Origin of the sequence: Propionicimonas sp. (genome assembly GCF_047606205.1) — a bacterium.
GTDB lineage: Bacteria > Actinomycetota > Actinomycetes > Propionibacteriales > Propionibacteriaceae > Propionicimonas.
The window spans coordinates 1-23,519 of sequence record NZ_JASGES010000013.1; the positions used below are offsets into that span (position 1 = coordinate 1).

Annotated in this window: 23 protein-coding genes and 1 pseudogene; 11 read left to right on the plus strand and 13 right to left on the minus strand. The window is 70.7% G+C overall.

From position 1 onward, the window contains the following. A partial coding sequence (locus QM633_RS00775; protein ID WP_415151811.1) for a DUF6716 putative glycosyltransferase occupies positions 1-1,158 on the minus strand: 1,158 nt, incomplete at its 3' end. Positions 1,159-1,309: 151 nt separating this feature from the next. Between QM633_RS00775 and aroQ the strand changes: the two genes are divergently transcribed. Both aroQ and QM633_RS00785 read left to right on the plus strand, forming a co-directional pair. Beyond that, a complete protein-coding gene (gene aroQ, locus QM633_RS00780) occupies positions 1,310-1,750 on the plus strand; it encodes a type II 3-dehydroquinate dehydratase (protein ID WP_415151812.1) in 441 nt (146 codons plus the stop codon). Position 1,751: 1 nt separating this feature from the next. Beyond that, positions 1,752-2,393 (plus strand): MBL fold metallo-hydrolase, encoded by a 642-nt coding sequence (locus QM633_RS00785; protein ID WP_415151813.1) that lies wholly within the window; start codon positions 1,752-1,754, stop codon positions 2,391-2,393. A gap of 188 nt (positions 2,394-2,581) precedes the next feature. Here QM633_RS00785 and QM633_RS00790 read toward each other — a convergent pair whose 3' ends face one another. Together QM633_RS00790 and pknB are read right to left on the minus strand one after the other, a co-directional pair. Next, on the minus strand, positions 2,582-2,761 hold the full coding sequence (locus tag QM633_RS00790) for a PASTA domain-containing protein (RefSeq protein ID WP_415151839.1): 180 nt from the start codon (positions 2,759-2,761) through the stop codon (positions 2,582-2,584). Positions 2,762-2,782: 21 nt separating this feature from the next. After that, positions 2,783-4,591, minus strand: a pseudogene (gene pknB, locus QM633_RS00795) (Stk1 family PASTA domain-containing Ser/Thr kinase); the annotation flags it as partial. Between the two features lie 115 nt (positions 4,592-4,706). On the opposite strand from pknB, the gene QM633_RS00800 reads away from it, so the two are divergent. Beyond that, complete coding sequence (locus tag QM633_RS00800) at positions 4,707-5,417, plus strand: thiamine phosphate synthase (protein WP_415151814.1); 711 nt, start codon at positions 4,707-4,709, stop codon at positions 5,415-5,417. A gap of 38 nt (positions 5,418-5,455) precedes the next feature. Here QM633_RS00800 and QM633_RS00805 read toward each other — a convergent pair whose 3' ends face one another. Further along, positions 5,456-6,559: a polyprenyl synthetase family protein gene (locus QM633_RS00805; RefSeq protein ID WP_415151815.1), complete on the minus strand. Its 1,104-nt coding sequence runs from the start codon at positions 6,557-6,559 to the stop codon at positions 5,456-5,458. 51 nt (positions 6,560-6,610) lie between these two features. Between QM633_RS00805 and QM633_RS00810 the strand changes: the two genes are divergently transcribed. Then, positions 6,611-7,528, plus strand: coding sequence for a methylenetetrahydrofolate reductase (locus tag QM633_RS00810; RefSeq protein ID WP_415151816.1), 918 nt, complete (start codon positions 6,611-6,613; stop codon positions 7,526-7,528). A gap of 290 nt (positions 7,529-7,818) precedes the next feature. Here QM633_RS00810 and QM633_RS00815 read toward each other — a convergent pair whose 3' ends face one another. Both QM633_RS00815 and QM633_RS00820 read right to left on the minus strand, forming a co-directional pair. Further along, positions 7,819-10,008: a HelD family protein gene (locus tag QM633_RS00815; protein WP_415151817.1), complete on the minus strand. Its 2,190-nt coding sequence runs from the start codon at positions 10,006-10,008 to the stop codon at positions 7,819-7,821. 69 nt (positions 10,009-10,077) lie between these two features. Then, positions 10,078-10,980 carry an NADP-dependent oxidoreductase gene (locus QM633_RS00820; protein WP_415151818.1) on the minus strand — a complete coding sequence of 301 codons (903 nt, stop codon included), beginning with the start codon at positions 10,978-10,980 and terminating at the stop codon, positions 10,078-10,080. A gap of 137 nt (positions 10,981-11,117) precedes the next feature. Between QM633_RS00820 and infA the strand changes: the two genes are divergently transcribed. The 7 genes from infA to rplQ all read left to right on the plus strand — a co-directional run bounded on the left by infA (position 11,118) and on the right by rplQ (position 15,173). Then, positions 11,118-11,339 (plus strand): translation initiation factor IF-1, encoded by a 222-nt coding sequence (infA, locus tag QM633_RS00825; protein ID WP_083851572.1) that lies wholly within the window; start codon positions 11,118-11,120, stop codon positions 11,337-11,339. Positions 11,340-11,414: 75 nt separating this feature from the next. Continuing rightward, positions 11,415-11,528: a 50S ribosomal protein L36 gene (rpmJ, locus tag QM633_RS00830; protein WP_020490683.1), complete on the plus strand. Its 114-nt coding sequence runs from the start codon at positions 11,415-11,417 to the stop codon at positions 11,526-11,528. A 230-nt stretch (positions 11,529-11,758) separates the two neighbouring features. Further along, positions 11,759-12,133, plus strand: coding sequence for a 30S ribosomal protein S13 (gene rpsM / locus QM633_RS00835; RefSeq protein ID WP_415151819.1), 375 nt, complete (start codon positions 11,759-11,761; stop codon positions 12,131-12,133). 35 nt (positions 12,134-12,168) lie between these two features. Then, positions 12,169-12,585 carry a 30S ribosomal protein S11 gene (gene rpsK / locus QM633_RS00840; RefSeq protein WP_415151820.1) on the plus strand — a complete coding sequence of 139 codons (417 nt, stop codon included), beginning with the start codon at positions 12,169-12,171 and terminating at the stop codon, positions 12,583-12,585. Between the two features lie 25 nt (positions 12,586-12,610). Next, positions 12,611-13,216: a 30S ribosomal protein S4 gene (gene rpsD, locus QM633_RS00845; protein WP_415151821.1), complete on the plus strand. Its 606-nt coding sequence runs from the start codon at positions 12,611-12,613 to the stop codon at positions 13,214-13,216. 165 nt (positions 13,217-13,381) lie between these two features. Then, entirely contained in the window at positions 13,382-14,386 is a 1,005-nt protein-coding gene (locus QM633_RS00850) for a DNA-directed RNA polymerase subunit alpha (protein WP_415151822.1), read from the plus strand. Positions 14,387-14,414: 28 nt separating this feature from the next. After that, positions 14,415-15,173 carry a 50S ribosomal protein L17 gene (gene rplQ / locus QM633_RS00855; protein WP_415151823.1) on the plus strand — a complete coding sequence of 253 codons (759 nt, stop codon included), beginning with the start codon at positions 14,415-14,417 and terminating at the stop codon, positions 15,171-15,173. Positions 15,174-15,568: 395 nt separating this feature from the next. Here rplQ and QM633_RS00860 read toward each other — a convergent pair whose 3' ends face one another. From QM633_RS00860 to QM633_RS00890, 7 genes are all read right to left on the minus strand, one after another. Next, positions 15,569-16,690, minus strand: coding sequence for a transglycosylase family protein (locus QM633_RS00860; RefSeq protein WP_415151824.1), 1,122 nt, complete (start codon positions 16,688-16,690; stop codon positions 15,569-15,571). A 136-nt stretch (positions 16,691-16,826) separates the two neighbouring features. Beyond that, entirely contained in the window at positions 16,827-17,438 is a 612-nt protein-coding gene (locus QM633_RS00865) for a superoxide dismutase (protein WP_415151840.1), read from the minus strand. 100 nt (positions 17,439-17,538) lie between these two features. Continuing rightward, the gene (locus QM633_RS00870) at positions 17,539-18,327 is read right to left on the minus strand and encodes an ECF transporter S component (protein ID WP_415151825.1); all 789 of its coding nucleotides are present in this window, start codon (positions 18,325-18,327) and stop codon (positions 17,539-17,541) included. Then, a complete protein-coding gene (locus QM633_RS00875; protein ID WP_415151826.1) occupies positions 18,324-19,919 on the minus strand; it encodes an ABC transporter ATP-binding protein in 1,596 nt (531 codons plus the stop codon). Before QM633_RS00875 ends, QM633_RS00870 begins: the two co-directional genes overlap by 4 nt. Then, positions 19,910-21,106 (minus strand): CbiQ family ECF transporter T component, encoded by a 1,197-nt coding sequence (locus tag QM633_RS00880; RefSeq protein ID WP_415151827.1) that lies wholly within the window; start codon positions 21,104-21,106, stop codon positions 19,910-19,912. The genes QM633_RS00875 and QM633_RS00880 overlap by 10 nt, the downstream gene beginning before the upstream one ends. Next, positions 21,079-21,927, minus strand: coding sequence for a hypothetical protein (locus QM633_RS00885; RefSeq protein WP_415151828.1), 849 nt, complete (start codon positions 21,925-21,927; stop codon positions 21,079-21,081). Before QM633_RS00885 ends, QM633_RS00880 begins: the two co-directional genes overlap by 28 nt. After that, positions 21,924-23,486, minus strand: coding sequence for a hypothetical protein (locus tag QM633_RS00890; protein ID WP_415151829.1), 1,563 nt, complete (start codon positions 23,484-23,486; stop codon positions 21,924-21,926). The genes QM633_RS00885 and QM633_RS00890 overlap by 4 nt, the downstream gene beginning before the upstream one ends. Between the last annotated feature and the right edge of the window lie 33 nt (positions 23,487-23,519).

Here is a 23,519-nt window from a genome sequence, read left to right on the forward strand (position 1 = left end):
GGCGGGATCGCGGGCGAGCTCCGGCATCAGCGCCCGGCTGCTGCGCACGGCCACGCGGCCGCTCAGGTAGGCGCCGGCCGCCACCCGGCGCCCCGGGCGCTGGTCGGCGGGGAGCCGGAGGAGTTCCTCGACACGGTCGGCGATCCGGGCCACCGGGGCGATGCCGCCGCCGACGAACACGTCCGTGAGCCAGTCCGCCGAGGCGACCGGGATCCGGCCGGCAGCGATGTCGTCGAAGGTCGCGAGCAGGCCGGAGGGCACCAGCACCTGGTTGCCGTGCTTCTCGTGGACGCCGAGGTCGGAGACGAACACTGTCCGCACGCCCGCGCCGACGGCCTCCAGCCCTGCGGTCGAGGAAACGGTCACCAGCAGGTCGGTGCGCGGCAGCAGCGAGGTGATCGTGTCGTAGGTGATCTCGAAGTTGGCCGGCGTCCTGCCGAGCTTCGGCACGATCGTCTCCGGATGGTCGTGCATGACATGGAAGGTGCCCTCGCCCGGGCGGTGCCTCGGCTTCAGCAGCACCCGCTGGTCGGGATGGGTGCGGGCGTGGTCGAGCAGCCGGTGGTAGACGTAGGCGCGGTCCCACCGCGAGCCGGGGACGGTCGGCTGGTCGGCGAACACGAGGGTGCCGATGGGCCCCGTCCGCAGCGCGGCCGGCTGTGCGGGGAGCAGCGGCAGGCCGCTCAGCAGCAGGTTGTCCGACGGCACGCCCAAGTGGCGGCCGGCCCGGGTGAACTCTCTCAGGTTGTCGGCGGAGTTGACCGCGATGACGTCCGAGCCGGCCCGGTCGAGGTACCCCGCGACGAGCTTCTCGATGATGATGCCCACCCACCCGGTCACCACGACCGGCTCGTGGCCGGACGGCTCCGCGCGGCGGAGCAGCTCGAGCTCGTCGGTGAACCGTGCCACGAGGGTCCCCTGGACGGCGAGGACCACGCAGTCCACGGTGCGTGCGGACCGCAGCAGGTCGGCCCACGGGACGCGCCGGACTCCCGCGCTGCCGGCCGCGACCACCTGATCGTCGGACAACGAACTACGGATGTCGCTGGGGGTGACCACGGAACAGTGCCAGCCCCGAGCGCTGAACTCCGCGGCGATCCCCATCGCCCACTTCAGCTGGGAGTCGTAGGCGGCGACCAGCAGCACTTCTCTCGGCAAGCCTGCTCCTTCCGTCCGGTCGCGCCGAGCGTAGGCGCGCCGGTTGAACGGGGGGCATCCAGCGGGTGGCCCTCGCCTGAACCCCTGCCGCTTCGGCGCGCACCCGCTAGCGTCCGGTGAAGGGTGGCCTCGGTCGTGGGAGAGTAGGCCCATGGACGTGCTGGTCATCAATGGACCCAACCTGAACACGCTCGGCACCCGCGAGCCCGACATCTACGGCGCGACGACGCTGGCCGTGATCGAGGCCGGGCTCGTCGCGCAGGGTGCGGCGGCCGGGTTGGATGTGGACACCTTCCAGAGCAACCACGAGGGGGCGATCGTCGACCGGCTGCACGCGGCGTCGATGGACGGCACCCGCTTCGTGATCATCAACCCTGGGGCGTTCACGCACACGTCCATCGCGATCAGGGACGCGTTCGCCGCGGTGGCGCTGCCGTTCTGTGAGGTGCACATCTCCAACGTGCATGCCCGTGAGGCGTTCCGGCAGCACTCCTACCTGTCCGACGTCGCCGTCGGCGTGATGGCTGGTTTCGGGGTGTTCGGGTACACCATGGCGATGGACTTCGTGATCGACCGGCTGAAGGAGGACTGACATGCAGATCACCCACCTGGGGCACTCCGCGGTGCTCGTGGAGGTGGAGGGGACGCGGATCCTGCTCGACCCGGGCAACATGTCCGACGCCTGGCACGGGCTCACCGACCTCGATCTGATCCTGGTCACCCACCTGCATCCCGACCACGTCGATCCCGAGCACGCGCCCGCGCTGGTCGCGGCCAATCCCGGCGCGCGCGTCCTGGTCGAGCCGGGAGTGATCGACGCCGTGCCACTGGAGCGCGCCGAGCCGATGGCCGCCGACACCTCCGTCGAGCTGGGCAGGGTGCGGGTGGACGCCGTCGGCGGGCTGCACGCGGTGATCCACCGCGACATCCCGCGGATCGGCAATGTGGGGCTGGTGGTGTCGGCTCCCGGCGAGCCGACCCTGTTCCACCCCGGCGACAGTCTCGCCACCCTCCCGCCCGGCATCGACGTGCTGGCCGTGCCTGCCTACGGGCCGTGGGCGGCGATGAAGGAGACCGTCGACTTCGCCCGCGGCGTGAAGGCCCCGGTCGGCTTCCCGATCCACGACGGCCTGCTGAACGAGCGCGGCTGGTCGCTGGTCTTCGGACGGGTCACCGACATGACCCCGACCACCCTGGTCGACCTCCGAGGCAAGGGGCCCTGGACCCCGTCCTGAACCAACCGGACCGAATGGGGGACGGTTCCTTACTCGGTCCACCTGAACGGATGGACCGAGTAAGGAACCGTCCCCATTCGGCCCTGGACCCCGTCCTGAACCAACCGGACATTCGGTCCGCTTCGGGAGTCCTGGCCTGAACGAGAAGGACGGCACGGCTCCGGGCAGCCCGAATGAGGGGAGCGGGGTCAGACCAGGATCAGGGTGACGGTGGAGCCCTTGGCCGCCGGCACGCCCTCACCGGGGTCGGTGCCCCAGACGCGGGAGCCGAAGAAGGTCTTCCGCAGGGTCACTGTGAAGCCGGCATCCTCGAGTTTCTGCTTGGCCTGGGCGGGGGTGAGTCCCCCGACACCGGGAACGGGGATCATCTCCGGCCCCTTGGAGACCGTGAAAGTGATCGTGCCGCCCTTCTCGACGCTCGCGCCGGCCTTGGGGTCGGACGAGATGACGTTGCCGGCGTCCACCGTCGAGCTGTACTTGTCCTCGGCCGCCCGCTGCACGACCAGCCCCGCCTTGGTGTAGTACGTCTCGGCTTCTTCGAACGGCCTGTTCCGGAAGCTCTTCACCTTGATCGGCGCGGGTCCCTTGGAGAAGGACAGACCGACCTCCGCCCCCGGCTTGACCAGCGTCCCGGTCTCGATCGACTGGGACACCACCAGGCCGATGGCGAGGCTCTCGTCGTAGACGTCCTTGGTCTCACCGACCGCCAGGTGCGCGTCCTCCAGCGCCTGGACGGCGTCGTCGCGATCGCGCCCCTTCAAGGAGGGGACGGCGTAGCGCTCCTGCCCCTTGGACAGGTAGGCGGTCACCGTCCCGCCCCGCAGCACGCGCTGGCCGGCGACCGGATCGGTGCGGATCACCTGGCCGACGGGGACGGTCTCGCTGAACTCCTGGACCGGGGCGAGGAGGACCCCCTCCTTCGCCGCCAGCGCGGCCGCCCTGGTCTGGCTGAGCCCCGAGAAGTCCGGCGTGATCGTGAACCGCCCGGCCAGCAGGTACCAGGCCCCGACGCCGGCCAGGGCGGTCACCAGCAGCAGCACGAGCAGCGTCACCACGCCCCGGCGGTGCTTCTTCGCCCGGCGTTGCTGCAGCGGCACCGCCGAGGGGCTGGGCACCGGCAGCGGGAGGCTGTCGTAGTAGGGCATCCCGTCGGCCGCGCCGGGATGGCTGGGGCTCATCGGGGTGGACGGCGTGAACCGGAGGGTGGCGGTTCTCTGCACCTCCTGCCCGGAGAGCGCGACCACGGACGGCACCTGCTCGGTGAGCTGGGTGCTCGGGTCGAGGCCGGTCTCGCGCATCCAGGAGCTCAGCAGCGGATCGTCGGCCACGCCGCGCTCGATCGCGTCCCTCGCCTGGCGCAGGTGGTCGAGCAGGACCTTGGCGTCCGCGGGGCGGTCGGTCGGCTGGCGGGCGGCCGCCGCCATGACCAGCGCGTCCAGGTACGGCGGGACGCCGGAACGGGTGTCGCGCCACGGGGCGGGAGCGCTCGCCGAGGGCGCGGTGATCTCGTTGTGGACGTGGCTCCAGGCGACCTGGATCGGAGTCTCGCCGGTGTGGGGTTTCTTGCCGGTGAGCATCTCGAAGGCGAGGATGCCCAGCGCGTACACGTCGCAGCGGGTGTCGGCGTGGCCGTGGGTGACCAGCTCGGGCGCGATGTACGACACCGTCCCGATCAGCATCCCCTGCGCGGTCGCGGTGTTCGCGGTGACGGCGCGGGCCAGCCCGAAGTCGGCCACCTTGATCTGGCCGCGGGTCGAGATCAGGACGTTCTCCGGCTTGAGGTCGCGGTGGATGATGCCGGCCTCGTGGGCGGCGGCGACGGCAGCGGTGACAGGGATCAGCAGGTCGAGGACGCGCTGGGGCTCCATCGGCGCCTCGCGCGCGATCAGCTGCCGCAGGGTCGAGCCCTCGACGTACTCCATCACCATGTAGGGACGCCCGAGGTCCATGCCCTGGTCGAACACCGACACCACGTTCGGGTGGGACAGGCGCGCCGCGGCGCGGGCCTCCCGGTCGAAGCGCGTGACGAAGTCCTGGTCGTTGCCGAGGTTGTCGTGCATGACCTTCACCGCGACGGTGCGCGTCAAACGGCGGTCGGTGGCGAGATACACCGTCGCCATGCCGCCACGGGCGAGCCTGCGGAGGATCTCGTACCGGCCGTCGAGGACGTGCCCCAGCAGGGGGTCGGTGTCACTCATGGTCGTCACTAGGGGCTCCGGACAAGTCGGGGAAGTAGGCCGTCCAGACCTAGACGCGATTGTAGGAGTGTCCAGCAACTTCGTTGCTCACAACGCGCCGTCGTAGGCTGGGCCCATGACCGCCCTTCTCGGACTGGCCACCCGGCTCGGACTCGCCCGGCTGCTGCTGATCAGTGGCGCGCGCGAGGACGAGGGCGACCTCGCCGAGTTCGCGGACGCCAGCTTCGCCGGCGGCGTGGACATCATGCAGCTGCGCGACCCGAGCGCCGACGACAAGGCGCTGCTGGCCGCGCTGACGGTGATGCGCAAGGCCGCCCAGCGCTACCAGGGGCTGGTCAGCGTGTACGAGTCGGGGCCGTTGGCGAGTGAGTTCCAGGCCGACCTGCTGCACCTGCCAGAGCGGGGGTACACCGCGGCGAAGGCTCGCGGGTACCTCCACGAGTGGGCGCTGGTCGGACGGTCCTGTCACTCCCGTGAGCAGGTCGATGCCGCGCTGGCCGACCCCGACGTGAACTACCTCACGGTCGGGCCCGTGTTCGGTGGGCTCACCCCCGACTCCGGACTCGACCTGGTGCGCTACGCGGCGACCGTGGCCCCGCCGAGCGACGCGTCGGCCAAGCCGTGGTTCGCCGTGGGCGGGATCACGGCCGGCACCCTCGACAAGGTGCTCTCCGCCGGAGCCAGGCGGATCGCGGTCTCCCGCGCGGTCACGGCAGCCGGGAACCCGGAGGCGGCGGCCATCTCGCTGAAGGACCGCCTGCGCCACGCCTGGAACTCCGATCCCGCGATGGCCAACCTGACCCTCCAGGTCTTCAAGCTGCAGTAGGCACGCCGGCCGGCTCGTCCCGGCGTCGCCCTCGATGTTCAGGCCGTGCGCTGCGAGGCCACGAGGGCGAGTTCGGCCAGCCCCGTCCGGGCGGGGCCGGTGAGGGGTGCCTCGGCCAGCGCGGCGGAGGCCTCGGCGACGGCGGTGGCGATCTCCGCCTCGGTGGTGGCGAGAGCTCCCGAGTCGACGATGACGGAGCGTGCCTCGGCGAGGTCCCGGCTGTCGAGCCGGCGGCCGAGCAGGCTGTCGAGCCGGGTCGCCGCCTCCTCCGACGCCTTCGCCATCGTGGTGGCGATCAGGACGGTGAGCTTCCCCTCGCGCAGGTCGTCGCCGGCCGGCTTGCCGGTGAGCGCCTCGTCCCCGAAGACGCCGAGCACGTCGTCGCGGTACTGGAACGCGCGACCGAGCGGCGAGCCGTAGCCGGCCAGGCCGTCCAGCAGGTCGCGTCCGGCGCCGCCCAGCGCGGCCCCCACCTGAAGCGGCCGCACCACCGTGTACCGGGCGGTCTTGTACTCCACCACCCTGCGCACCTGGGCCAGGACGGAGGCGGGGTCGCGCCGGGCGTCCATGGGGTCGCGGGTCTGCGCGGTGATGTCGAGGTACTGGCCGCCGGTCACCTCCGCCCGCACCGCGGACATCAACGGCTGCGCGGCCGCCAGCGCGTCGCCCGGGGCCCCGCAGGAGTTGAAGAGCTCCACCGACCACATCAGGAGCAGGTCGCCGAGCAGGATCGCCCCGGCCCTGCCGAAGGCGTCCGGGTCGCCCCTGCGTCCGGACGCGGCATGCCGTGCTGCCAGCTGCACGTGGGCGGAGGGAAGCCCGCGCCGGGTGTCGGAGCCGTCCATCACGTCGTCGTGCACGAGAGCGCTGACGTGGAGGAGGTCGAGGCTGGCCGCCGCGCGCACGACATGGTCGGGTACCTCGGTCCCGCCGGTCGCAGCCAGGTAGCCCCAGCAGCAGAACGCGGGGCGGAGACGCTTGCCGCCCGTCGTGAACGCCCTGGCGAGTTCGACCAGGTCCCCGGTCTCGGCGCCGAGGTCGCCCAGCGCGTCCCCGCGGTCGGAGAGGAAGGCGGCGAGTTCGGCACCGACCGCGTCGCGCAGGTCGGCGGAGATCGGGTCGGCGGCGTCGAGGTTGACCACGGTCTGAGCCTAGACCGCGGAATCTGCGGACGCTGGCCTACCCTTGCCCGCATGCCCACGACCGGACGGACCATCGCCGACCTGCTCGCAACCCGGGGGCAGCCGACGATGTCGTTCGAGTTCTTCCCGCCGAAGGACGACGCCGGCCAGGCACAACTGCTGGACGCGATCGGGGCCCTCGAGGCGCTGCGTCCGGACTTCGTCTCGGTGACCTACGGTGCCAACGGCTCGACGCGGGCCCGCACGATCGACGCGACCCGGCTGATCCGCGGTGGCACCAGCGCGATCACGATGGGCCACCTCACTTGCGTCAGCCAGTCGGTGGGGGAGCTGGAGGGCGCGATCGCCGCCTACGCGGCCGCGGGCATCACACATGTCCTCGCCGTGCGGGGGGACCCGCCCGGCGGACCGACGGCCGCCTGGCAGCGTCATCCCGACGGCCTCGACCATGCCGCGGAACTGGTCCGGCTGGTGAAGGCGAGCGGCGATTTCTGCGTCGGCGTGGGCGCGTTCCCCGACGGGCATCCCGAACACCTCGACGTCGAGCGGGACGCCCGCGTCCTGGTCGAGAAGGAAGATGCCGGTGCGGAGTTCGCGATCACACAGCTCTTCTTCGACGCCGACGCCTACTTCCGCCTCGTCGAGCGGCTCGACCGGCTCGGCAGCAGCCTTCCGGTCATCGCCGGCATCATGCCGGTGACGAACGTCAACCAGATCGAGCGGTTCGCCACCTTGTCGGGGGCCGATCTTCCCCCGTCCGTGGTGTCGCGGTTGCGGGCCGTGGCGGATGACCCCGCGTCCGTTCGCGCGGTGGGGCTGGAACTCGCCACCGAGCTGTGCGACCGGCTGCTGGCCGGGGGAGCGCCGGGCCTGCACTTCTTCACACAGAACCGGTCCAGGGCGACCGCCGAGATCCTGGCGACCCTGCGACAGATCGTCCCGCACCAGGACGCGGACCGCGCCCGCTGAGCAGGCTCGCTCTCGCTTCGACCGGCCACGGATCGAGGCGACCGGATCGAGGGGACGGTTCCTTTCCCGTTCGCAGGTCTGTCCCCCATTCCCGTTCAGGAGCCGTCCGTGAACGGTGAGGGGGCAGTTCCGCGAACGCGAAAGGAACCGTCCCCTGAACGGGAAAGGAACCGTCCCCTGAACGGGAAAGGGGACAGTCCCCGGTGTGCGCGGGACGCAGCGTGCCCGGTGGGGTGGCGGGGTCGGTTGTGTGGGGTCGGGTCGGTGGTGGGGTCGGGTCGGCGGTGGGGTCAGGAGAGGACCGAGCGCCAGGCGCCGGGAGCCTCGCCGATGTCGATCGTGACCAGGCGCTGGGTCGGACGGGTCAGCGCCACGTACAGGACACGGACGCCGCCGGGCGACTCCGCGGCCACCTCGTCGGGACCGACGACAACGACGGCGTCGTACTCGAGGCCCTTGGCGTTGAGCGGGCTGACCAGCGAGATCCGTCCCTCGCCGGCGCGGACGGCGGCCAGGTCGGCGAGCGCCAGCGACGGGAGCCGCGACGGGGCGGCGATCACGCCGATGGTGCCCTGGACGAGGCCGGCGAGTTCGGTGAGCTTCGCGTCCAGCGCCGACAGCACGCCGCCCTCCGACGCCACCAGCAGTTCCGGGTCCACGCCGGTCGAGCGCACCGCGGCGGGCAGATCGGCGTCGGGGTACGCGGCCCGCACCACCTGCGCGGCCAGCTCGAACACCTCGGCGGGGCTGCGGTAGTTCGTGGACAGCCGGAACCGGCGGTTCGGCGCGGAGCCGATCAGCTCCGCCATCGCCTGCTGGGATTCGGCCAGGTCCGGCCAGCTGCTCTGCGCGGGGTCTCCGACGATGGTCCAGCTCGCCTGGGAGCCCCGCCTGCGCAACATCCGCCACTGCAGCGGGCTGATGTCCTGCGCCTCGTCCACCAGCAGGTGAGCGAACGTGTCGTGCGGGTCGCCGGCCGGGTCGGCCTCGCGGACGTCACGGAGCCGGTCGGCGGTCGTGACCACCTCGGTGATCTCCGTGCCGTCGGGAAGGAACAGGATCGGCTCGTCCGCCTCCTCCTCGTCCTCGACGGGGCCGAGCATCGCGACCAGCTCGTCCAGCAGGGCGGTGTCGGCCACCGACCACTCCTCGAACGCGAAGGACGCGACCAGCGCGGCCTGTTCGGCGGGGTCGAGGATTCCCGCACCGACCCGCGCCACCACCGGTGCCGACGCCAGCCGGCGAAGCACGTCGGTCGGGGTGAGATCGGGCCACCAGGCCTGCAGGAACATCCGGTACGCGGCGGAGTCGCCGACGAGCTCGACCATCACGTCCTTGTCCAGTTCGAGCTCCTCGGGCAGCTGCTCGTAGAGCGCGTCCATGACGGCGGCCTCCGCGGCAGGGCGGCCCGCGTTCGCCCGCGTCCGGGTGAGCACGTCGCGGCGGATCCTGCCCAGCTCGGTCGCGTCGAGGGTGAGGACCTCCCCCTTGACGGTCACGCGCAGCGGCGGCTGTTCGGCTCCGGCGTCCAGCAGCGGGAGGTTCACCAGCCGCTTCAACAGGGGCACCATGCGCAGGCTGCCCTTGATCGTCGCGGCCTCCGCCGCGTCGATCCGGGACGCAGCGAAGCCCAGCGTGTCGACGGCGACGCCACCGATCGGGCGCAGCGTCACCGAGTCCTCGCCGAGAGACGGCAGCACCCGCTCGATGTAGTCCATGAACAGCCCGGACGGGCCCACGACGAGGATCCCGCCACGCTCGAACCGCCGGCGGTTGGAGTACAGCAGGTACGCGGCGCGGTGCAGCGCCACGACCGTCTTGCCGGTGCCCGGCCCTCCGGAGATCACGGTGACGCCCGAGTAGTCGGCGCGGATCGCCTCGTCCTGTTCGGCCTGGATGGTGGCGACGATGTCGCGCATGTGCGGGCCGCGGGCCCGCTTGAGCGCAGCCATCAGTGCACCCTCGCCGATGATCACCAGGTCGTCGCGGCCGTGCTCGCCGTCGAGCAGGTCGTCCTCGATACCGACCACGATGTCGTTGCGGCAGCGCAGCACGCGGCGGCGCACCACGTCCATCGGATCGCTGGCCGTGGCCCGGTAGAACGGCTCGGCCGCGCGGGCCCTCCAGTCGATCACGAGCGGCTCGTAGTCCGCGTCCCGCACGCCGATCCTGCCGATGTAGCGGATCTCGCCGTCGGTGTGGTCGAGCCGTCCGAACACCAGGCCCTCGTGCTCCGCATCCAGGATCGCGAGCCGCCGGGCCGCCTGGAAGGCGAACGCGTCCCGCTCGAACAGTGCGGTCCCGTCCTCCTCCCTGACCCAGGTCTCCCGGTCTGAGCGGTACAGGTCCTGGCCCTGGGACGCGACCCGCCGGGCCGATCGGGTGGCCTGCTCCAGGTGGGCGTAGACGAGGTCGACGTGTGCCTGCTCGATAGCCAGCTCCCGCTCCAGGGCGGTCGGGGGTGACGCGGCTGAATCCAAGGTGGTGCCCTTCTCAAGGTGCGCGACGGAATAGTCTACGCCGCGCGGGCGAGCGCGGGCCGGGAGGGCTCACTTCACGGTCAGGACGATCTTCCCGCCCGCCGTGCGCGACTCGCTGAGCCGGTGGGCCAGGGCCGCATCGGCCAGCTCGAAGGTGGCCGCGACCCGCACGGCGAACAGCCCGCCGGCGGCGAGCTCGCCGACCCTCGCCAGCGCCGCGGACGCGTCCCCACCGCCACCGGTGAACCGGACGCCGCGCTCCGCGGCCGAGTAGTTGGCGATGGTCACGACACCCTCAGGCGAACCGGTCACGGCGATCAGGTCGTCGAGCTGGCTGCCCGCCGTGTCGGCGACCCCGTCCACCCCGTCCGGCGCCAGCGCGGTCACCCTGGCGGGCAGACCGTCCCCGTAGCCGACCGGCTCGGCGCCCAGCCGGCGGAGCAGGTCGTGGTTGCGCTCGCTCGCCGTTCCGACCACGCGCAGACCGGCGAGGCGCCCGAGCTGGACGACGGCCTGGCCGACGCCGCCGGCAGCACCGTGCACGAGCAGGGTCGCTCCGCGCGGGAGCGCGAGAGCCTCGAGCACCCGGGTCGCGGTCTCGCCTGCGACGCCGAGCGCCGCGGCCTGCGCCCAGTCGAGGCCGGCGGGCTTCGGGGCCCACGCCCGCAGCACCGCCTCCTCCGCGTAGGCGCCGACAGCCAGCCCGAACACCTCGTCCCCGACGCAGACGCCGCTGACGCCCTCGCCCAGCTCGTCGACCACGCCGGCGGCCTCCAGCCCCGGCACCACCGGTGCGTCCGGAGCCGTCGCGCCCGCGGCCATCATCCCGGAGCGCACCTTGTAGTCGTAGGGGTTCACGCCCGCGGCGCGGACCCGGATGCGGATCCGTCCGGGGCGGGCGGACGGTGCGGGGAGATCGCTGAGGTGCAACACCTCGGGCCCGCCGTAGCGGGAGAAGACGACTGCGTGCATACCCGCCCACAACCGTCGCGGGCGGCTGCGCATTCCGCGCCGATTTGGGGGCGTCACCCCCTGTGCCGTAGTCTTGACCCTTGCATGACCTGTGCCTGCGCAGGCGTGCGTCCACACAACCTCAACGATTGGGAGTAATGGCGAAGAAGGAAGGCGCCCTCGAACTCGAGGGAACCGTCGTCGAAGCCCTGCCCAACGCCATGTTCCGCGTGGAACTGGCCAACGGGCACAAGGTGCTGGCGACCATCAGCGGCAAGATGCGGCAGCACTACATCCGCATCATCCCGGCCGACCGAGTGGTCGTCGAGCTGTCCCCCTATGACCTGAGCCGTGGCCGCATCGTCTTCCGGCACCGGTGATCAGACCGCAAGAATCCACCACCAGTCCGGACCCCGGTTCTCCGTGCGCCCGGCGATGAGTCAGAAAGTTGCTCGATGAAGGTTCAGCCGAGCGTCAAGAGGATCTGCGACAAGTGCAAGGTGATCCGCCGGCACGGTCGCGTGATGGTGATCTGCGACAACCCGCGCCACAAGCAGCGCCAGGGCTGAGTTCGCTCGGCCCGTCCGCCGCAGTGCGGGACGCGGAAACACCCGGCTCCCCGGAGTCGACCACAACTGAATAAACCCACACAACGTGATCGCAACACCGGGACGTGCTCCTCGGTGATCCACCCCCGGACGGAGGCCGGGGCCCACACCGGAGATGGTGAGGGGACGCATCACGCAAGACACCTTCGCGGGTCGGGGAACCGACTCGTCAACCGGAAAGGTCAGTGCACATGGCACGCCTCATCGGGGTCGATCTGCCGCGCGAGAAGCGCCTCGAGATCGCTCTCACCTACATCTACGGCATCGGCCGTACCCGCGCCAAGGAGACCCTGGCGGCCACTGGTCTCAGTGGCGACATCCGAGTCCACCAGCTCACCGACGATCAGCTGGTCGCACTGCGCGACCACATCGAGGCCAACTACGAGACCGAGGGTGACCTCCGTCGTTCGGTGGCCGCCGACATCCGTCGCAAGATCGAGATCGGCTCCTACCAGGGCCGTCGTCATCGCATGGGCCTGCCCGTCCGCGGTCAGCGCACCAAGACGAACGCCCGCACCCGCAAGGGGAAGAAGAAGGCTGTCGCCGGGAAGAAGAAGGCCCGCTAACCGCGGCCTAGGACAAGGATCCAGGAGTAACTGAATTGGCTACTGCAGGCCGTACCGCGAGCGCCAAGTCCGCGAAGGGCAAGGTTCGCCGCAAGGAGAAGAAGAACGTCGTCGCCGGCCAGGCGCACATCAAGAGCACGTTCAACAACACGATCATCTCGATCACCGACCCGACCGGTGCGGTGATCTCATGGGCCTCTGCCGGCACGGTCGGCTTCAAGGGCTCCCGGAAGTCCACCCCGTTCGCCGCCCAGATGGCCGCTGAGGCCGCGGGTCGCCGCGCCATGGAGCACGGCATGAAGCGGGTGGATGTCTTCGTCAAGGGTCCCGGCTCCGGCCGCGAGACCGCGATCCGTTCGCTCGGAGCCGTCGGCCTGGAGATCGGTCCGATCTCCGACGTCACGCCGGTCCCGCACAACGGTTGCCGTCCGCCGAAGCGCCGTCGCGTCTAGTCCCTGAGCCGAAGAGGAGAGAACCATGGCCCGTTACACCGGCCCCATCACGAAGAAGTCCCGCCGGCTCGGCACCGACCTGGTGGGCAATGACAAGGCGTTCGAGCACCGTCCCTACCCGCCGGGTATGCACGGCCGCGGCCGGGTCAAGGAGAGCGAGTACCTGCTGCAGCTCAAGGAGAAGCAGAAGGCCCGCTACGCCTATGGCGTGCTGGAGAAGCAGTTCCGCCGCTACTACGAGGAGGCGAACCGGACCTCCGGCAAGACCGGCGACAACCTGCTGATCATCCTCGAGTCCCGCCTCGACAACGTCGTGTACCGGTCGGGGCTGGCGTCCACTCGCCGCCAGGCCCGGCAGCTGGTCGTCCACGGCCACTTCACGGTCAACGGCAAGAAGGTCAACGTCCCGAGCTACCGGGTCAGCGCCTACGACGTGATCGACATCAAGGCGAAGTCGATGAACCTGTACCCGTTCGTGGTGGCTCGCGAGACCCACAACGAGAAGGTCGTGCCGGCCTGGCTCACCGTCCGTCCCAACAAGGGCCGGATCCTGGTGCACCAGCTGCCCGTCCGCGAGCAGATCACCGTCGACGTCACCGAGCAGCTGATCGTCGAGCTCTACTCGAAGTAGCCCCTGTCGTCGGCCTCCCCGCAGGCTGGTCAGAATCTCAGTCGGCCATCCCGGCTGGGATTCTGACCGGTCGGGAGGCGGACGCAGGGTCATCGCTCCGGGCACGGCGTCCGGGGCATCTGATCACCGTCAAATAGCGGGCGGTGGAGAGGAAGAAACACAAGAATGCTCATCGCACAGCGTCCGATCCTTACCGAAGAGGTCGTCGACGAGTTCCGCTCCCGGTTCGTCATCGAGCCGCTCGAGCCGGGCTTCGGCTACACCCTCGGCAACTCGCTGCGTCGTACCCTGCTGTCGTCCATCCCGGGCGCGGCGGTCACCAGCATCAAGATCGAGGGGAACCAGCACGAGTTCTCCACCCTTCCCGGTGTCGTCGAGGACGTCACCGAGATCATCCTGAACCTGAAGTCGCTGGTGCTGTCCTCGGAGGAGGACGAGCCGGTGGTGATGTACCTGCGCAAGTCGGGTGCGGGTGCGGTCACCGCGGCCGACATCGCTCCGCCCGCGGGCGTCGAGGTGCACAACCCCGACCTGCACATCGCGACCCTGAACGAGACCGGCAAGATCGAGATGGAGCTGGTCGTCGAGCGTGGCCGCGGCTACGTGTCGGCGGTCCAGAACAAGAACCCCGACGCAGAGATCGGACGCATCCCTGTCGACTCGATCTACTCCCCGGTGCTCAAGGTCACCTACAAGGTGGAGGCGACCCGCGTCGAGCAGCGCACCGACTTCGACAAGCTGATCGTCGACGTCGAGACCAAGCAGTCGATCAAGCCGCGGGACGCGATGGCGTCCGCGGGCAAGACGCTGGTCGAGCTGTTCGGTCTGGCCCGTGAGCTGAACGTGGACGCCGAGGGTATCGAGATCGGCCCGTCCCCGGTGGACGAGCAGCTCGCCGCCGACCTGGCCCTGCCGGTCGAGGAGCTGAAGCTCACCATGCGCAGCTACAACTGCCTCAAGCGCGAGGGCATCCACACCGTGAGCGAGCTCGTCTCCCGCTCCGAGCAGGACCTGCTGGACATCCGCAACTTCGGCTCCAAGTCGATCGAGGAGGTCAAGCTCCGCCTGCACGAGATGGGGCTCTCGCTCAAGGACAGCTCCCCGGGCTTCGACCCGCTGAGCGCCCTGTCCACCTACGACACGGACGTCGACTACGACGACTCGTACTGATCCACAGCCATTCAGGAGATAGCGAACAATGCCCAAGCCGACCAAGGGGCCCCGCTTCGGGGGTAGCCCGGCACACCAGAGGATCATCCTGGCCAACCTGGCCACCCAGCTGTTCCAGCATGGCAAGATCACCACGACCGAGGCCAAGGCCAAGCGCGTCCAGCCGCTGGCCGACCGCCTGATCAGCAAGGCCAAGCGCGGCGACCTGCACAACCGTCGCCAGGTTCTGCAGACCGTCACCGACAAGGGCGTGGTGCACATCCTGTTCACCGAGATCGCCCCGAAGCTCGCCGAGCGTGAGGGCGGCTACACCCGGATCACCAAGATCGGGCCGCGCAAGGGCGACAACGCCCCCATGGCCGTCATCGAGATCGTGACCGAGAGCGTCGAGGAGTCCCGCAAGGCCAAGGCGAAGGGCACGGCCAAGAAGGCCGAGCCGGTAGCCAAGGCTGCCGAGAAGAAGGCGCCGGCGAAGAAGACCTCGAAGACCGAGAAGGTCGAAGAGGTCGTCGAGGCCCCTGCCGGCGAGATCGCCGACGTCGAGGTCGAGGCCAAGGGCGTCGCCGCGGCGGAGGAGGCCCCCGAGTTCGGCGAGGGCTCCTACGTGGGCGAGGAGCCGCCCGCGGGCTACGACATCAAGGGCAACAAGGACTCGATGAAGTTCCACACCCCGGAGTCGCAGTGGTACGACCAGACCATCGCCGAGGTGTGGTTCAACTCGACCGAGGCCGCCGAGGCCGCGGGCTTCGTCAACGTCCTCGACGGCAAGGACGACGACAAGGCCTGAGACGACCGTCTGCGAACCGCCCGTCTCCCGTCGGAGGCGGGCGGTTCTGCGTCCCCAGGGTTGCCCGGGCGGCAGGACGACCGGGTCACGGGCGGTGCCGGGGTCGGTCGCGCCGACCAGCCGTCCGGTCTGGTCGAGAGCGCGGGGCGAGCAGGGGACGGGGGTCCTCGTGCGGCGGCGGGATCGTGATGGCTCCCCGTGGAGCGCAGCGGCGCGCCTGTGTCACCGTCCGGCGGGGCGATGCCCACGGCCCGCGTACGGCCCCCTGCCGGCCGGCGGCGGGGCCGCCGTGCCCCGGACGCCCAACGGCCCCGGGAACCAGGGGGGAGGAGGTTCTCGGGGCCGCCGCGGCCCGACCCGAAGGGGAGGGTCGGCTGCGCCTGAAAGAGGGGGGATCAGGCGCAGGTCCAGGGGCTGGTGCCGGCCTTGGCGTAGTAGCGGTTGGCCACGGTGATCTGCTGGGCCCTGCTGGCCAGGTCTGCGCGGGCGGCGAAGTCGCGACCACCGTTGGAGTTCCAGGCGGCCATGTTGAACTGCAGACCGCCGTAGTAGCCGTTGCCGGTGTTGATGTGCCAATTGCCGCCGGACTCGCACCGCGCGATCCGGTCCCACATCGCCGCCCGGGCGAGGTTGATGCCCACCCCGTTGGCCGAGGTCTTGGTGCCGACCTCGAGCACCTGGTCGGTGGCCTTGGTGATCACTGTCTGGGCCACGACGACCTTCTTGCTCACCTTGCCGTTCACCACGGTGATCTCGTACGTGCGCCGGGCCTTGCCATCCTTGCCCGCCGTCGTGATCCGGGACTCGCCCTTCCACAGGCTGGCGTTGTTCTTGCTGACGACCTCGAACGGGACGGTTTCCGTCCTGGTCTTCTTCGAGACCACCACCCGGTCGAGGGTGATCTTCTGGTCGTCGGTCACCGCGGTCGTGGTGAGCGGGTCCAGCCGGTCGCTGGGCCCGACCGTGAGGTCCTGCTCGTTGAGCAGGCCGGCGACGGTGGCCGCGGTGGTGACCAGATCGGTGCTGTGGCCGCCCACCACCAGCTCGACGTGCTTGGGGGTGACGACGTCGACCGTGGCGCCGCTGCGGGGCAGGGTGGCGTCCAGCGGGATCGATGTGCGAGCGCCGAGGAGGCTGACCCGTGGGCTGGTGGCGGCCAGTTGGGTGGCCTGCGACGTGACGGCATCGGTGGCCAGTGCCTCGTCGAGCGTGGCGGCGTGGGTCAGGAAGCTCCGCGGCGTGCCGTCGACGTTGAGCGTGAGCTGCTTGCCGTATCGCACCGTCACGGTCTGGCCACTGGCCACGGCGGCATCGACCGAGGGGGAGACCTCGTCGGACGCGGTGAGCGTGATCCCCTTCGCCGCGAGCACGTCAGCCACGGTGAGGGCGAACCCGTCGGCCTCGAGCACCTGGCCGTCCACGCTGAGCTGGACGTCCTTGTACAGGCTCGCGGCGGTGCTCACGCCACCCGCCAGCAGTGCTGCTGACAGCGCAGTGGCGGTGATCGCCTTGTTCACGACACAGTCCCCCGAGGATCGGCTGGCATATTTCTGAGAAAAGCCTGCACGATCCTGAGAGATAGGTCAAGTTCTCTCAGGAAGATCCTCGAGGGACTGCGTTCCGGCTAGGGGAGTTGTCCCCCGGACGGGGACGTCAGAGGACGTCGGCCGCCTTCGCCTTGGCCAGTCGGCCGGCCACGTCGGCCCAGTTGACCACGTTCCACCAGGCCTTCACGTAGTCGGCCTTCACGTTCTTGTACTGCAGGTAGAACGCGTGCTCCCACATGTCGAGCTGGAGGATCGGCAGCTGGCCCACCGGGACGCTGTTCTGCTGGTCGTAGAGCTGGTTGATGTTCAGTCGGCTGCCCAGCGGATCCCACACCAGCAGCGCCCATCCGGAGCCCTGCAGGGAGTTGGCCGCGGCCTCGAACTGGCCCTTGAAGCCCTCGAAGGAGCCGAAGAACTCCTCGATCGCTGAGGCGACCTCGCCGTCCGGCTCACCCCCGCCGTCGGGGGACATGTTCTTCCAGAACACCGAATGGTTGATGTGGCCGCCGAGGTGGAAGGCGAGGTCCTTCTCGAGCTTGGGGATTCCGGCGAAGTCGCCCTTCTCGCGCGCCTCCGCCAGTTTCTCCAGGGCGGTGTTCGCGCCCGCGACGTACGCGGCGTGGTGCTTGCTGTGATGGAGCTCCATGATCTCGGGGGCGATCGAGGGCGCGAGAGCGCCGTAGTCGTAGTCGAGATCGGGCAGCGTGTAAGCCATCAGGGTTCCCTTCGTTCGCTGAGTCTGGCATTCACCTACCCCCAACTTGCCGCTTCCAGCCCCTATTCCGCCAGTGCCTGCACGAAGAGCCGGCTGTGCGATGTCAGCGGAGGGTGGACGCGGGCACCCGTTCGGCGTCGACGAAGAGGGCACGGCGGGCGGTGCGGCGGAACAGGCGCAGGAGCGGCGTGCCGACCAGGGCGATCATCACGGCATTGGTCAGGGCGCGGCCCAGGTTCCAGCCCATCGAGGTGGCGATGTTGTACAGCACGAACCGGTGCAGGTTCTCCAGCGGCCCGAGGTGCGCGTCGAAGGAGATCTGGGTGTCGTTGCCGATGCCGAAGGGCCAGAACGAGAAGTCCATCACCCAGCCGTAGGCGAACGCCGACACCATGCCGTACCCGGCGAGGAGCGCGATCTCCGTCCTGCCCCGGGCCGGCGGCAGCAGCCCGGCGAAGAGCCCGACGAAGCCGGCGGCGAGCATCTGGTAGGGCAGCCACGGGCCCACCCCGGACGTGATCAGGGCCGAGGTGAACAGCGTGATCGCCCCCAGCGCGAAGCCGAACCCGGGACCGAAGACCCGCCCGGCCAGGATCAGCAGGAAGAAGACCAATTCGAAGCCGGCCGTGCCCGCGCTGAGCGGGCGCAGCACCGTGCCGACCGCGGCGAGGACGCCGAGCATCGCGAGCGCCTTGGCGTCCATGCGGCCGCCGGCGACCTCGGACAGCACGATCGCGAGGACCATCGGCAGGACGACGGCGAACAGGATCGGCGCCTGGGTCGCGGACATCCCCGACTCCGGACGCAGGAACAGCGGCCAGCTGAACGCCACGGCCCCGACGACGACCGCGACCACGACGGCCGCCGACCCGCGTGCGCCCAGGGTGTTCATGGCAGTCCCCGCTCGACGTCCTCGGGCGTGAGCACGGGAACCGGCGCGAACACCTTCGCCAGCTGCGGCGCGTAGGCAGGGGAGGAGGTGAGCAGGGCGGCGGTGGTGCCGTCGGCGATCAACTCGCCGTCGGCCATCAACAGGGTGCGGGTGCTCGCGGCCGCGGCGAACTCGACGTCGTGGGTGCTGATCAGAACCGCCACGCCGGTCGCTGCGAGGTGCGCGACGATGCCGCGGAGTTCGGCCTTGGCGCTGTAGTCGAGCCCTCTGGTGGGCTCGTCGAGCAGCAGGACGGGCGGCTGGGCGGCCAGCTGGATGGCCAGCACGAGCGCGAGCCGCTGGCCCTCGGAGAGATCGCGCGGGTCCCGGTCCCCGGGCACCTCGACCCCCAGCCGGGCGAGCAGGGCGGCCGTCGTGCCGTCGGCGGCGCCGCTCTCCGCGTCCGCCTGCGCGCATTCCGCGGCGACGGTGGGCAGGTAGAGCAGGTCCGCGGCCGTCTGCGGCACGAGCGTCACGAGCCGGCGCGCCTGGGCGGCGGGCAGCCGTCGCGGGTCGCGCTCGCCCACGGAGATCTCGCCCGCGCAGCTCAACGCGCCCTGCAGCGCCCAGAGCAGGGAGGACTTGCCGGCGCCGTTGCGTCCGAGCAGGGCGGTGACCTGGCCGCCGAACAGCTCGAGGTCGACGCCGGCCACCGCGGTCAGCGCCCCGTAACGCACCTCCACGCCCCGGGCCGACAGGGCGACGGGCCCCGCCGGCGCCCCGGCCGGTTCGGGGGCGTAGGGGACGATGTCCTCGGCCAGCACGCGTCGCCGCGCGTCCCTGACGCTGAGCGGCACCCCCGGCCAGCCGAGGATCCGGGCGAGTTGCGCGAGCGGGGGAGCGATGGTGGCCCGGGCCAGCACGTCGCCGGGCGGCCCGTGCACGAGCGACCCGTCCCCGGGCAGCCAGATGACCGAGTCGGCCGCCTGCATGACCCGTTCGAGCCGGTGCTCGGCGAGCACGACGGTCAGCCCGACGTCGTGGACGAGGGTCGAGATCGCGGCCAGGACGTCCTGTGCCGCGGTGGGGTCGAGGGCGGAGGTGGGCTCGTCCAGGACCAGGACGCGCGGCTGCGCGGCCAGGACGGCGGCGATCGCCACCCGCTGCTGCTGGCCGCCGGACAGCTCGACGAGCGGGCGGCCGCGAAGGTCGGCGATGCCCATCAGGTCGAGGGTCTCCTCCACGCGCTTGCGCATCGCGACCGGGTCGATGCCGAGCTGTTCCATGCCGTAGGCGATCTCGTCGGACACGGTGTCGGTCACGAAGCCGCGCAGGGGATCCTGCCCGACGTGGCCGACGACATCGGCGAGGTCTCTGGGGCGGTGCCGGGCGGTGTCCCTGCCGTCGGTCAGCACGCGGCCGCCCATCACCCCTCCGGTGAAGTGCGGGACGAGTCCGTTGATCGCCCCCAGCAGCGTGGACTTCCCGGAGCCGGTCGAACCGATCACCAGGCAGAGGTCCCCCTCGGGGAGGGTGAACGAGACCCGGTCGAGGGCGGGGCGGGCGGCGTCCGGGTAGCGGAACGACACGTCGTCGAAGGTGATCACAGCCACGTCGGCTCCGGTTCGGGTTCGACCGCTCGGGGACGCAGCGACCGCACCCTCGTGTCGTTGCGGGTCGACGCCGTCTCCGGGTGCCGGCGGGCCCGGGTGAGCGGGACCGGGGCGAGGACCAGGGCCACGACCGCCAGCATCGGGGCGGTGAGCTGCGGCCACACCAGCGGCCAGGTGCTCGGGGTGAGAGCTGCCGGGTCGAGAACGGTGGCGAGCGCCGGAGTGAGGGTGTCGGGGTCGACCCAGCCCAGGCCGAGGACGACGGCGGCGGCGAGGATCCCGGTTGCCGAGACGAGGGTCTCCCGGGTCCGCCACGGGTGCGGGCGGTAGGCGGTCACCCGGAGCCGGCGTCCGGCGGCGCGGAGGGCCACGGTGCAGCCGACGGCGCCGACGGCGAGGAACCAGAGGCCGACCACCCAGAAGCCGGTACTGAGCAGGAGGAACACCCCGGCTGTCGCGGCCATCGAGGAGACCAGCATCACCGGCAGGGTGCCGCGGGTGGGCAGGCCGCGGGTGCGGGCGAAGCCGCGTGACTCCATGCCCGCGGCCAGCGACATGGAGCGCTCGACGGCGTCCGCCAGGACCGGCATCGCGATCGTGCCGAGCGCCTTCAGCGAGACCGAGGAGTCGCCGCGCAGGCGCCGCGCCCTGCGCACCCGCTGCACGCTCTCGATGAGCTGCGGGGCGACGCTGAGGGCGATCACGACGGCCACCGACGCCTCGTACAGCGCCGCGGGCACCGAGCGCAGGGCCTGCCGCGGGTTGGCCAAGGCGTTGGCGGCACCGATGCAGAGCAGCATCACCGCCAGCCGCAGAGCGTCGTAGAACGAGCCGGCCAGCGCCTCGGAGGTCACCGTCCCCCCGAGCTGGATGCCGGCCGCCCAGTCGGGCAGCGGGATGGAGGGGAGCGTGAACAGGACGGTCTCGCCCCGTCCGCCGCCCAGCAGCATCTGGAAGAACAGCCGCATGCCGACCACGAAGAGGCTGAGCAGGAGGTAGGCCCGGACCGACCGCGCCCAGGGCGCTTCGCTACGGCGCAGCATGACCACCGCGACCATGGCGGTGGCGATCAGCGCGAGAAACAGCGGGTTGGTGGTGCCACTCACCGCGATCCCGATGCCGATCGCCCAGCACCACCACGCCCACGGGTGCAGCGAGGTCAGGGCTGCCTCCTCCTGATCAGCCACCAGCCGCCGAGTCCTGCCGCGGCGACCACGACAGCGCCGCCCGCGACGATCGCGCCGACCGGGCTGCCGGTGTCCTCCCCGGCGGGCGGGGTGGCGCTCGTCTCCTGCTGTGCCACCTCGCTGGCCGCCGCGCCACTGGTTGCGGTGCCGACCGTCGTGGCGTCCGGGGTCGCGCTGGCCGGGTCGGACGCGCGGGGCGTGGCCGACCCGGTGGTGGCCGACACGGTGGGAGACGCGCTGGCCGACGTCGTGGCGGTTCTGGTGGCTGTCGCCGTGGCCGTCGGCTTCCTGGTCGCGGTCGCCGATGCGGTGGGCTTGCTGGTCTTCGTCTTCGTCGGGCTGGGGGTCGGGGTGGGCGTGCTGGTGTCGGTGGCGGGCGGCGCGATCGCCGGAGGCACCTTGCCGTCCGAGAGCGGCTGGTAGCGCCAGCCCTCGGCGTTGCCGCTGGTGGGGTGATAGCTGCTCGCGCCGAGATTGGAGTAGCTCCAGTCGGAGTAGCTGCCGTCGGACTTCTTCGTGGCATGCCAGTACGACCAGTAGGCCTGGTTGATGTCGGGCTTGCTCGGCTTTCCGTTGATCTTGTAGACGAAGCCGTCGTCGATGGTCACGCCGAAGCCTGCGCTCTTCAGCGCGGCCAGCCCGGTGCCGTAGCTGGTGGCGCACTTCGTGCTGGTGCCGCCCAGCGAACCGTAGTCGACGACCACCCAGACGCCGGTGCAGGTGGACGCCTGGGGCATCGGGGCCGCGACCGTGGGGGTGGCTGCGGCTGCGCCGACGGCGAGGGTCGCCGTCAGCGCAGCCGCAACGAGGAACTTCCTCACTTGGTGACCTTCGCGGTGGCCGCGGAGGTCTTCGACACCGTCTGCAGGCCGTCACCGCTGGCGGTCACCTTGACCGTGATCACCTTCTTGTTGTCGGACTTGGTGACCTTGTAGGTCGTGCTGGTCGCCTTCGAGATCGCCTTGCCCGAGCGGTACCAGCGGATGGCGACCTTGTCCGGCGTCGGGGTCCAGCTGCCTGCGCTCACCGTGAGCGTGTCGCCGACCTTCGGGGTGGTGTTGTCGATGGTCGGAGTGGGGGCGCTGGAGTAGCCCGCCGGCGGCTGCAGGAACGATGCGGTCTCGGTGTACGGGCCGTAGTACCAGCCCTCGACATCGCCCTTCTTCGGGGTGGACGCCGTCGCGCCGACCAGGTACGACTCCCAGTCGCCCCAGCTCCCGTCCGGGTTCGGCGACGCATGCCAGTAGCCCCAGTACTTCGAGAAGGTCGTGTCGATCACCATCGGGAACCCGTGGATGCGGTTGACGAAGCCGCTCTTCAGCTCCACCGCGAACCCCGCGCTCTTCAGCGCCTCGAGGCCCGTCGAGTACTTGGTGGCGCAGCGCGCGGTCTCCTGGCCGTTGCCGCGGTCGACCACGACCCAGACACCGGTGCAGGAGGTGACCGACGCCGGGAGCTTCTTCGGGTTCTTCGGGCACTTGCCGAGGTTCAGCGAGGCGTTCACCATCGTCTTGCCGGTGGCGAGGAACAGGGCCTCTGCGGTCGCGAGGGTGTTCGACGACGTGCCGTCGAGCTCGGCCGGGAAGCCGCCGTTCGACAGCTGCTGGGTGGCCAGCCATGCGGCGGAGGAGGTGACGTCGGCACCGGTCGCCCGCAGGGCTGTGGCCATCAGGCTGGTCGAGTCCACGGGGGAGTAGTTCGACCAGTAGCCGTCGGCCTCCATGCTGTCCTGGGCGGCGTCGACGGCCTTGTCCAGCTGCGGGTCGAGGTTGCCCAGCGTGTCCAGGGCGAGAATCGCCAGCGCGGTGGTGTCGGGGTCGGCGTTGAAGGTGCCGGCGGGGTACTCGTAGCCGAAGGCACCGCTGGAGTCCTGGAGGCTGAGCAGCTTGGTGAGCAGCGTCACCGGGATGGTCGCGCCGGCGCGCTTCAGGGCGATGATCGCCAGGCTCTGGGTGAAGGCGGAGTCCGACGAGCCGATCCGACCGTCCGCCGGGAGGCTCTTGGTGATGGCGGACACCAGGTTCACACCGCCGAAGCTCTTGGGGTTGAGGCCCAGCGCACTCACGCTGATGGCGAGCCTGGCTGCCTTTCCGGGCTGGCCGGAGGTGTACTTCTTGGCGATGTCCTCCAGGCCGTCCACGAGCTTGCGCGCGGACGGGGCGTAGGTGCAGTCGCCGGTCGTGGCGAAGCCGAGCGCGGTGGCGATGGCGTCGCTGGTGGCCGACTTCGCCGAGGGGAGGTTCCGGACCAGGTAGTTGGCCGCCTTGGTGCCGTCGGCGGTCGAGGCTGCCGAGGCCGTCGGCGTCGAGGCGGTGAGGCCGACGAGAGCGATGGCTGTCGCAGTCCCGACGGCCAACCATCGCTTGATGGGTGAGTACATCTGATTCCTTTCGCGCGGGGCTCCGGCGTGTGA

Bases quoted from the DNA above. Each gene is read 5' to 3' on its own strand.
- aroQ (WP_415151812.1), top strand. From the start codon at position 1,310: ATGGACGTGCTGGTCATCAATGGACCCAACCTGAACACGCTCGGCACC.
- QM633_RS00785 (WP_415151813.1), top strand. From the start codon at position 1,752: ATGCAGATCACCCACCTGGGGCACTCCGCGGTGCTCGTGGAGGTGGAG.
- QM633_RS00790 (WP_415151839.1), bottom strand. From the start codon at position 2,761: ATGATCCCCGTTCCCGGTGTCGGGGGACTCACCCCCGCCCAGGCCAAG.
- QM633_RS00800 (WP_415151814.1), top strand. From the start codon at position 4,707: ATGACCGCCCTTCTCGGACTGGCCACCCGGCTCGGACTCGCCCGGCTG.
- QM633_RS00810 (WP_415151816.1), top strand. From the start codon at position 6,611: ATGCCCACGACCGGACGGACCATCGCCGACCTGCTCGCAACCCGGGGG.
- QM633_RS00820 (WP_415151818.1), bottom strand. From the start codon at position 10,980: ATGCACGCAGTCGTCTTCTCCCGCTACGGCGGGCCCGAGGTGTTGCAC.
- infA (WP_083851572.1), top strand. From the start codon at position 11,118: ATGGCGAAGAAGGAAGGCGCCCTCGAACTCGAGGGAACCGTCGTCGAA.
- rpmJ (WP_020490683.1), top strand. From the start codon at position 11,415: ATGAAGGTTCAGCCGAGCGTCAAGAGGATCTGCGACAAGTGCAAGGTG.
- rpsM (WP_415151819.1), top strand. From the start codon at position 11,759: ATGGCACGCCTCATCGGGGTCGATCTGCCGCGCGAGAAGCGCCTCGAG.
- rpsD (WP_415151821.1), top strand. From the start codon at position 12,611: ATGGCCCGTTACACCGGCCCCATCACGAAGAAGTCCCGCCGGCTCGGC.
- QM633_RS00850 (WP_415151822.1), top strand. From the start codon at position 13,382: ATGCTCATCGCACAGCGTCCGATCCTTACCGAAGAGGTCGTCGACGAG.
- rplQ (WP_415151823.1), top strand. From the start codon at position 14,415: ATGCCCAAGCCGACCAAGGGGCCCCGCTTCGGGGGTAGCCCGGCACAC.
- QM633_RS00870 (WP_415151825.1), bottom strand. From the start codon at position 18,327: ATGAACACCCTGGGCGCACGCGGGTCGGCGGCCGTCGTGGTCGCGGTC.
- QM633_RS00890 (WP_415151829.1), bottom strand. From the start codon at position 23,486: ATGTACTCACCCATCAAGCGATGGTTGGCCGTCGGGACTGCGACAGCC.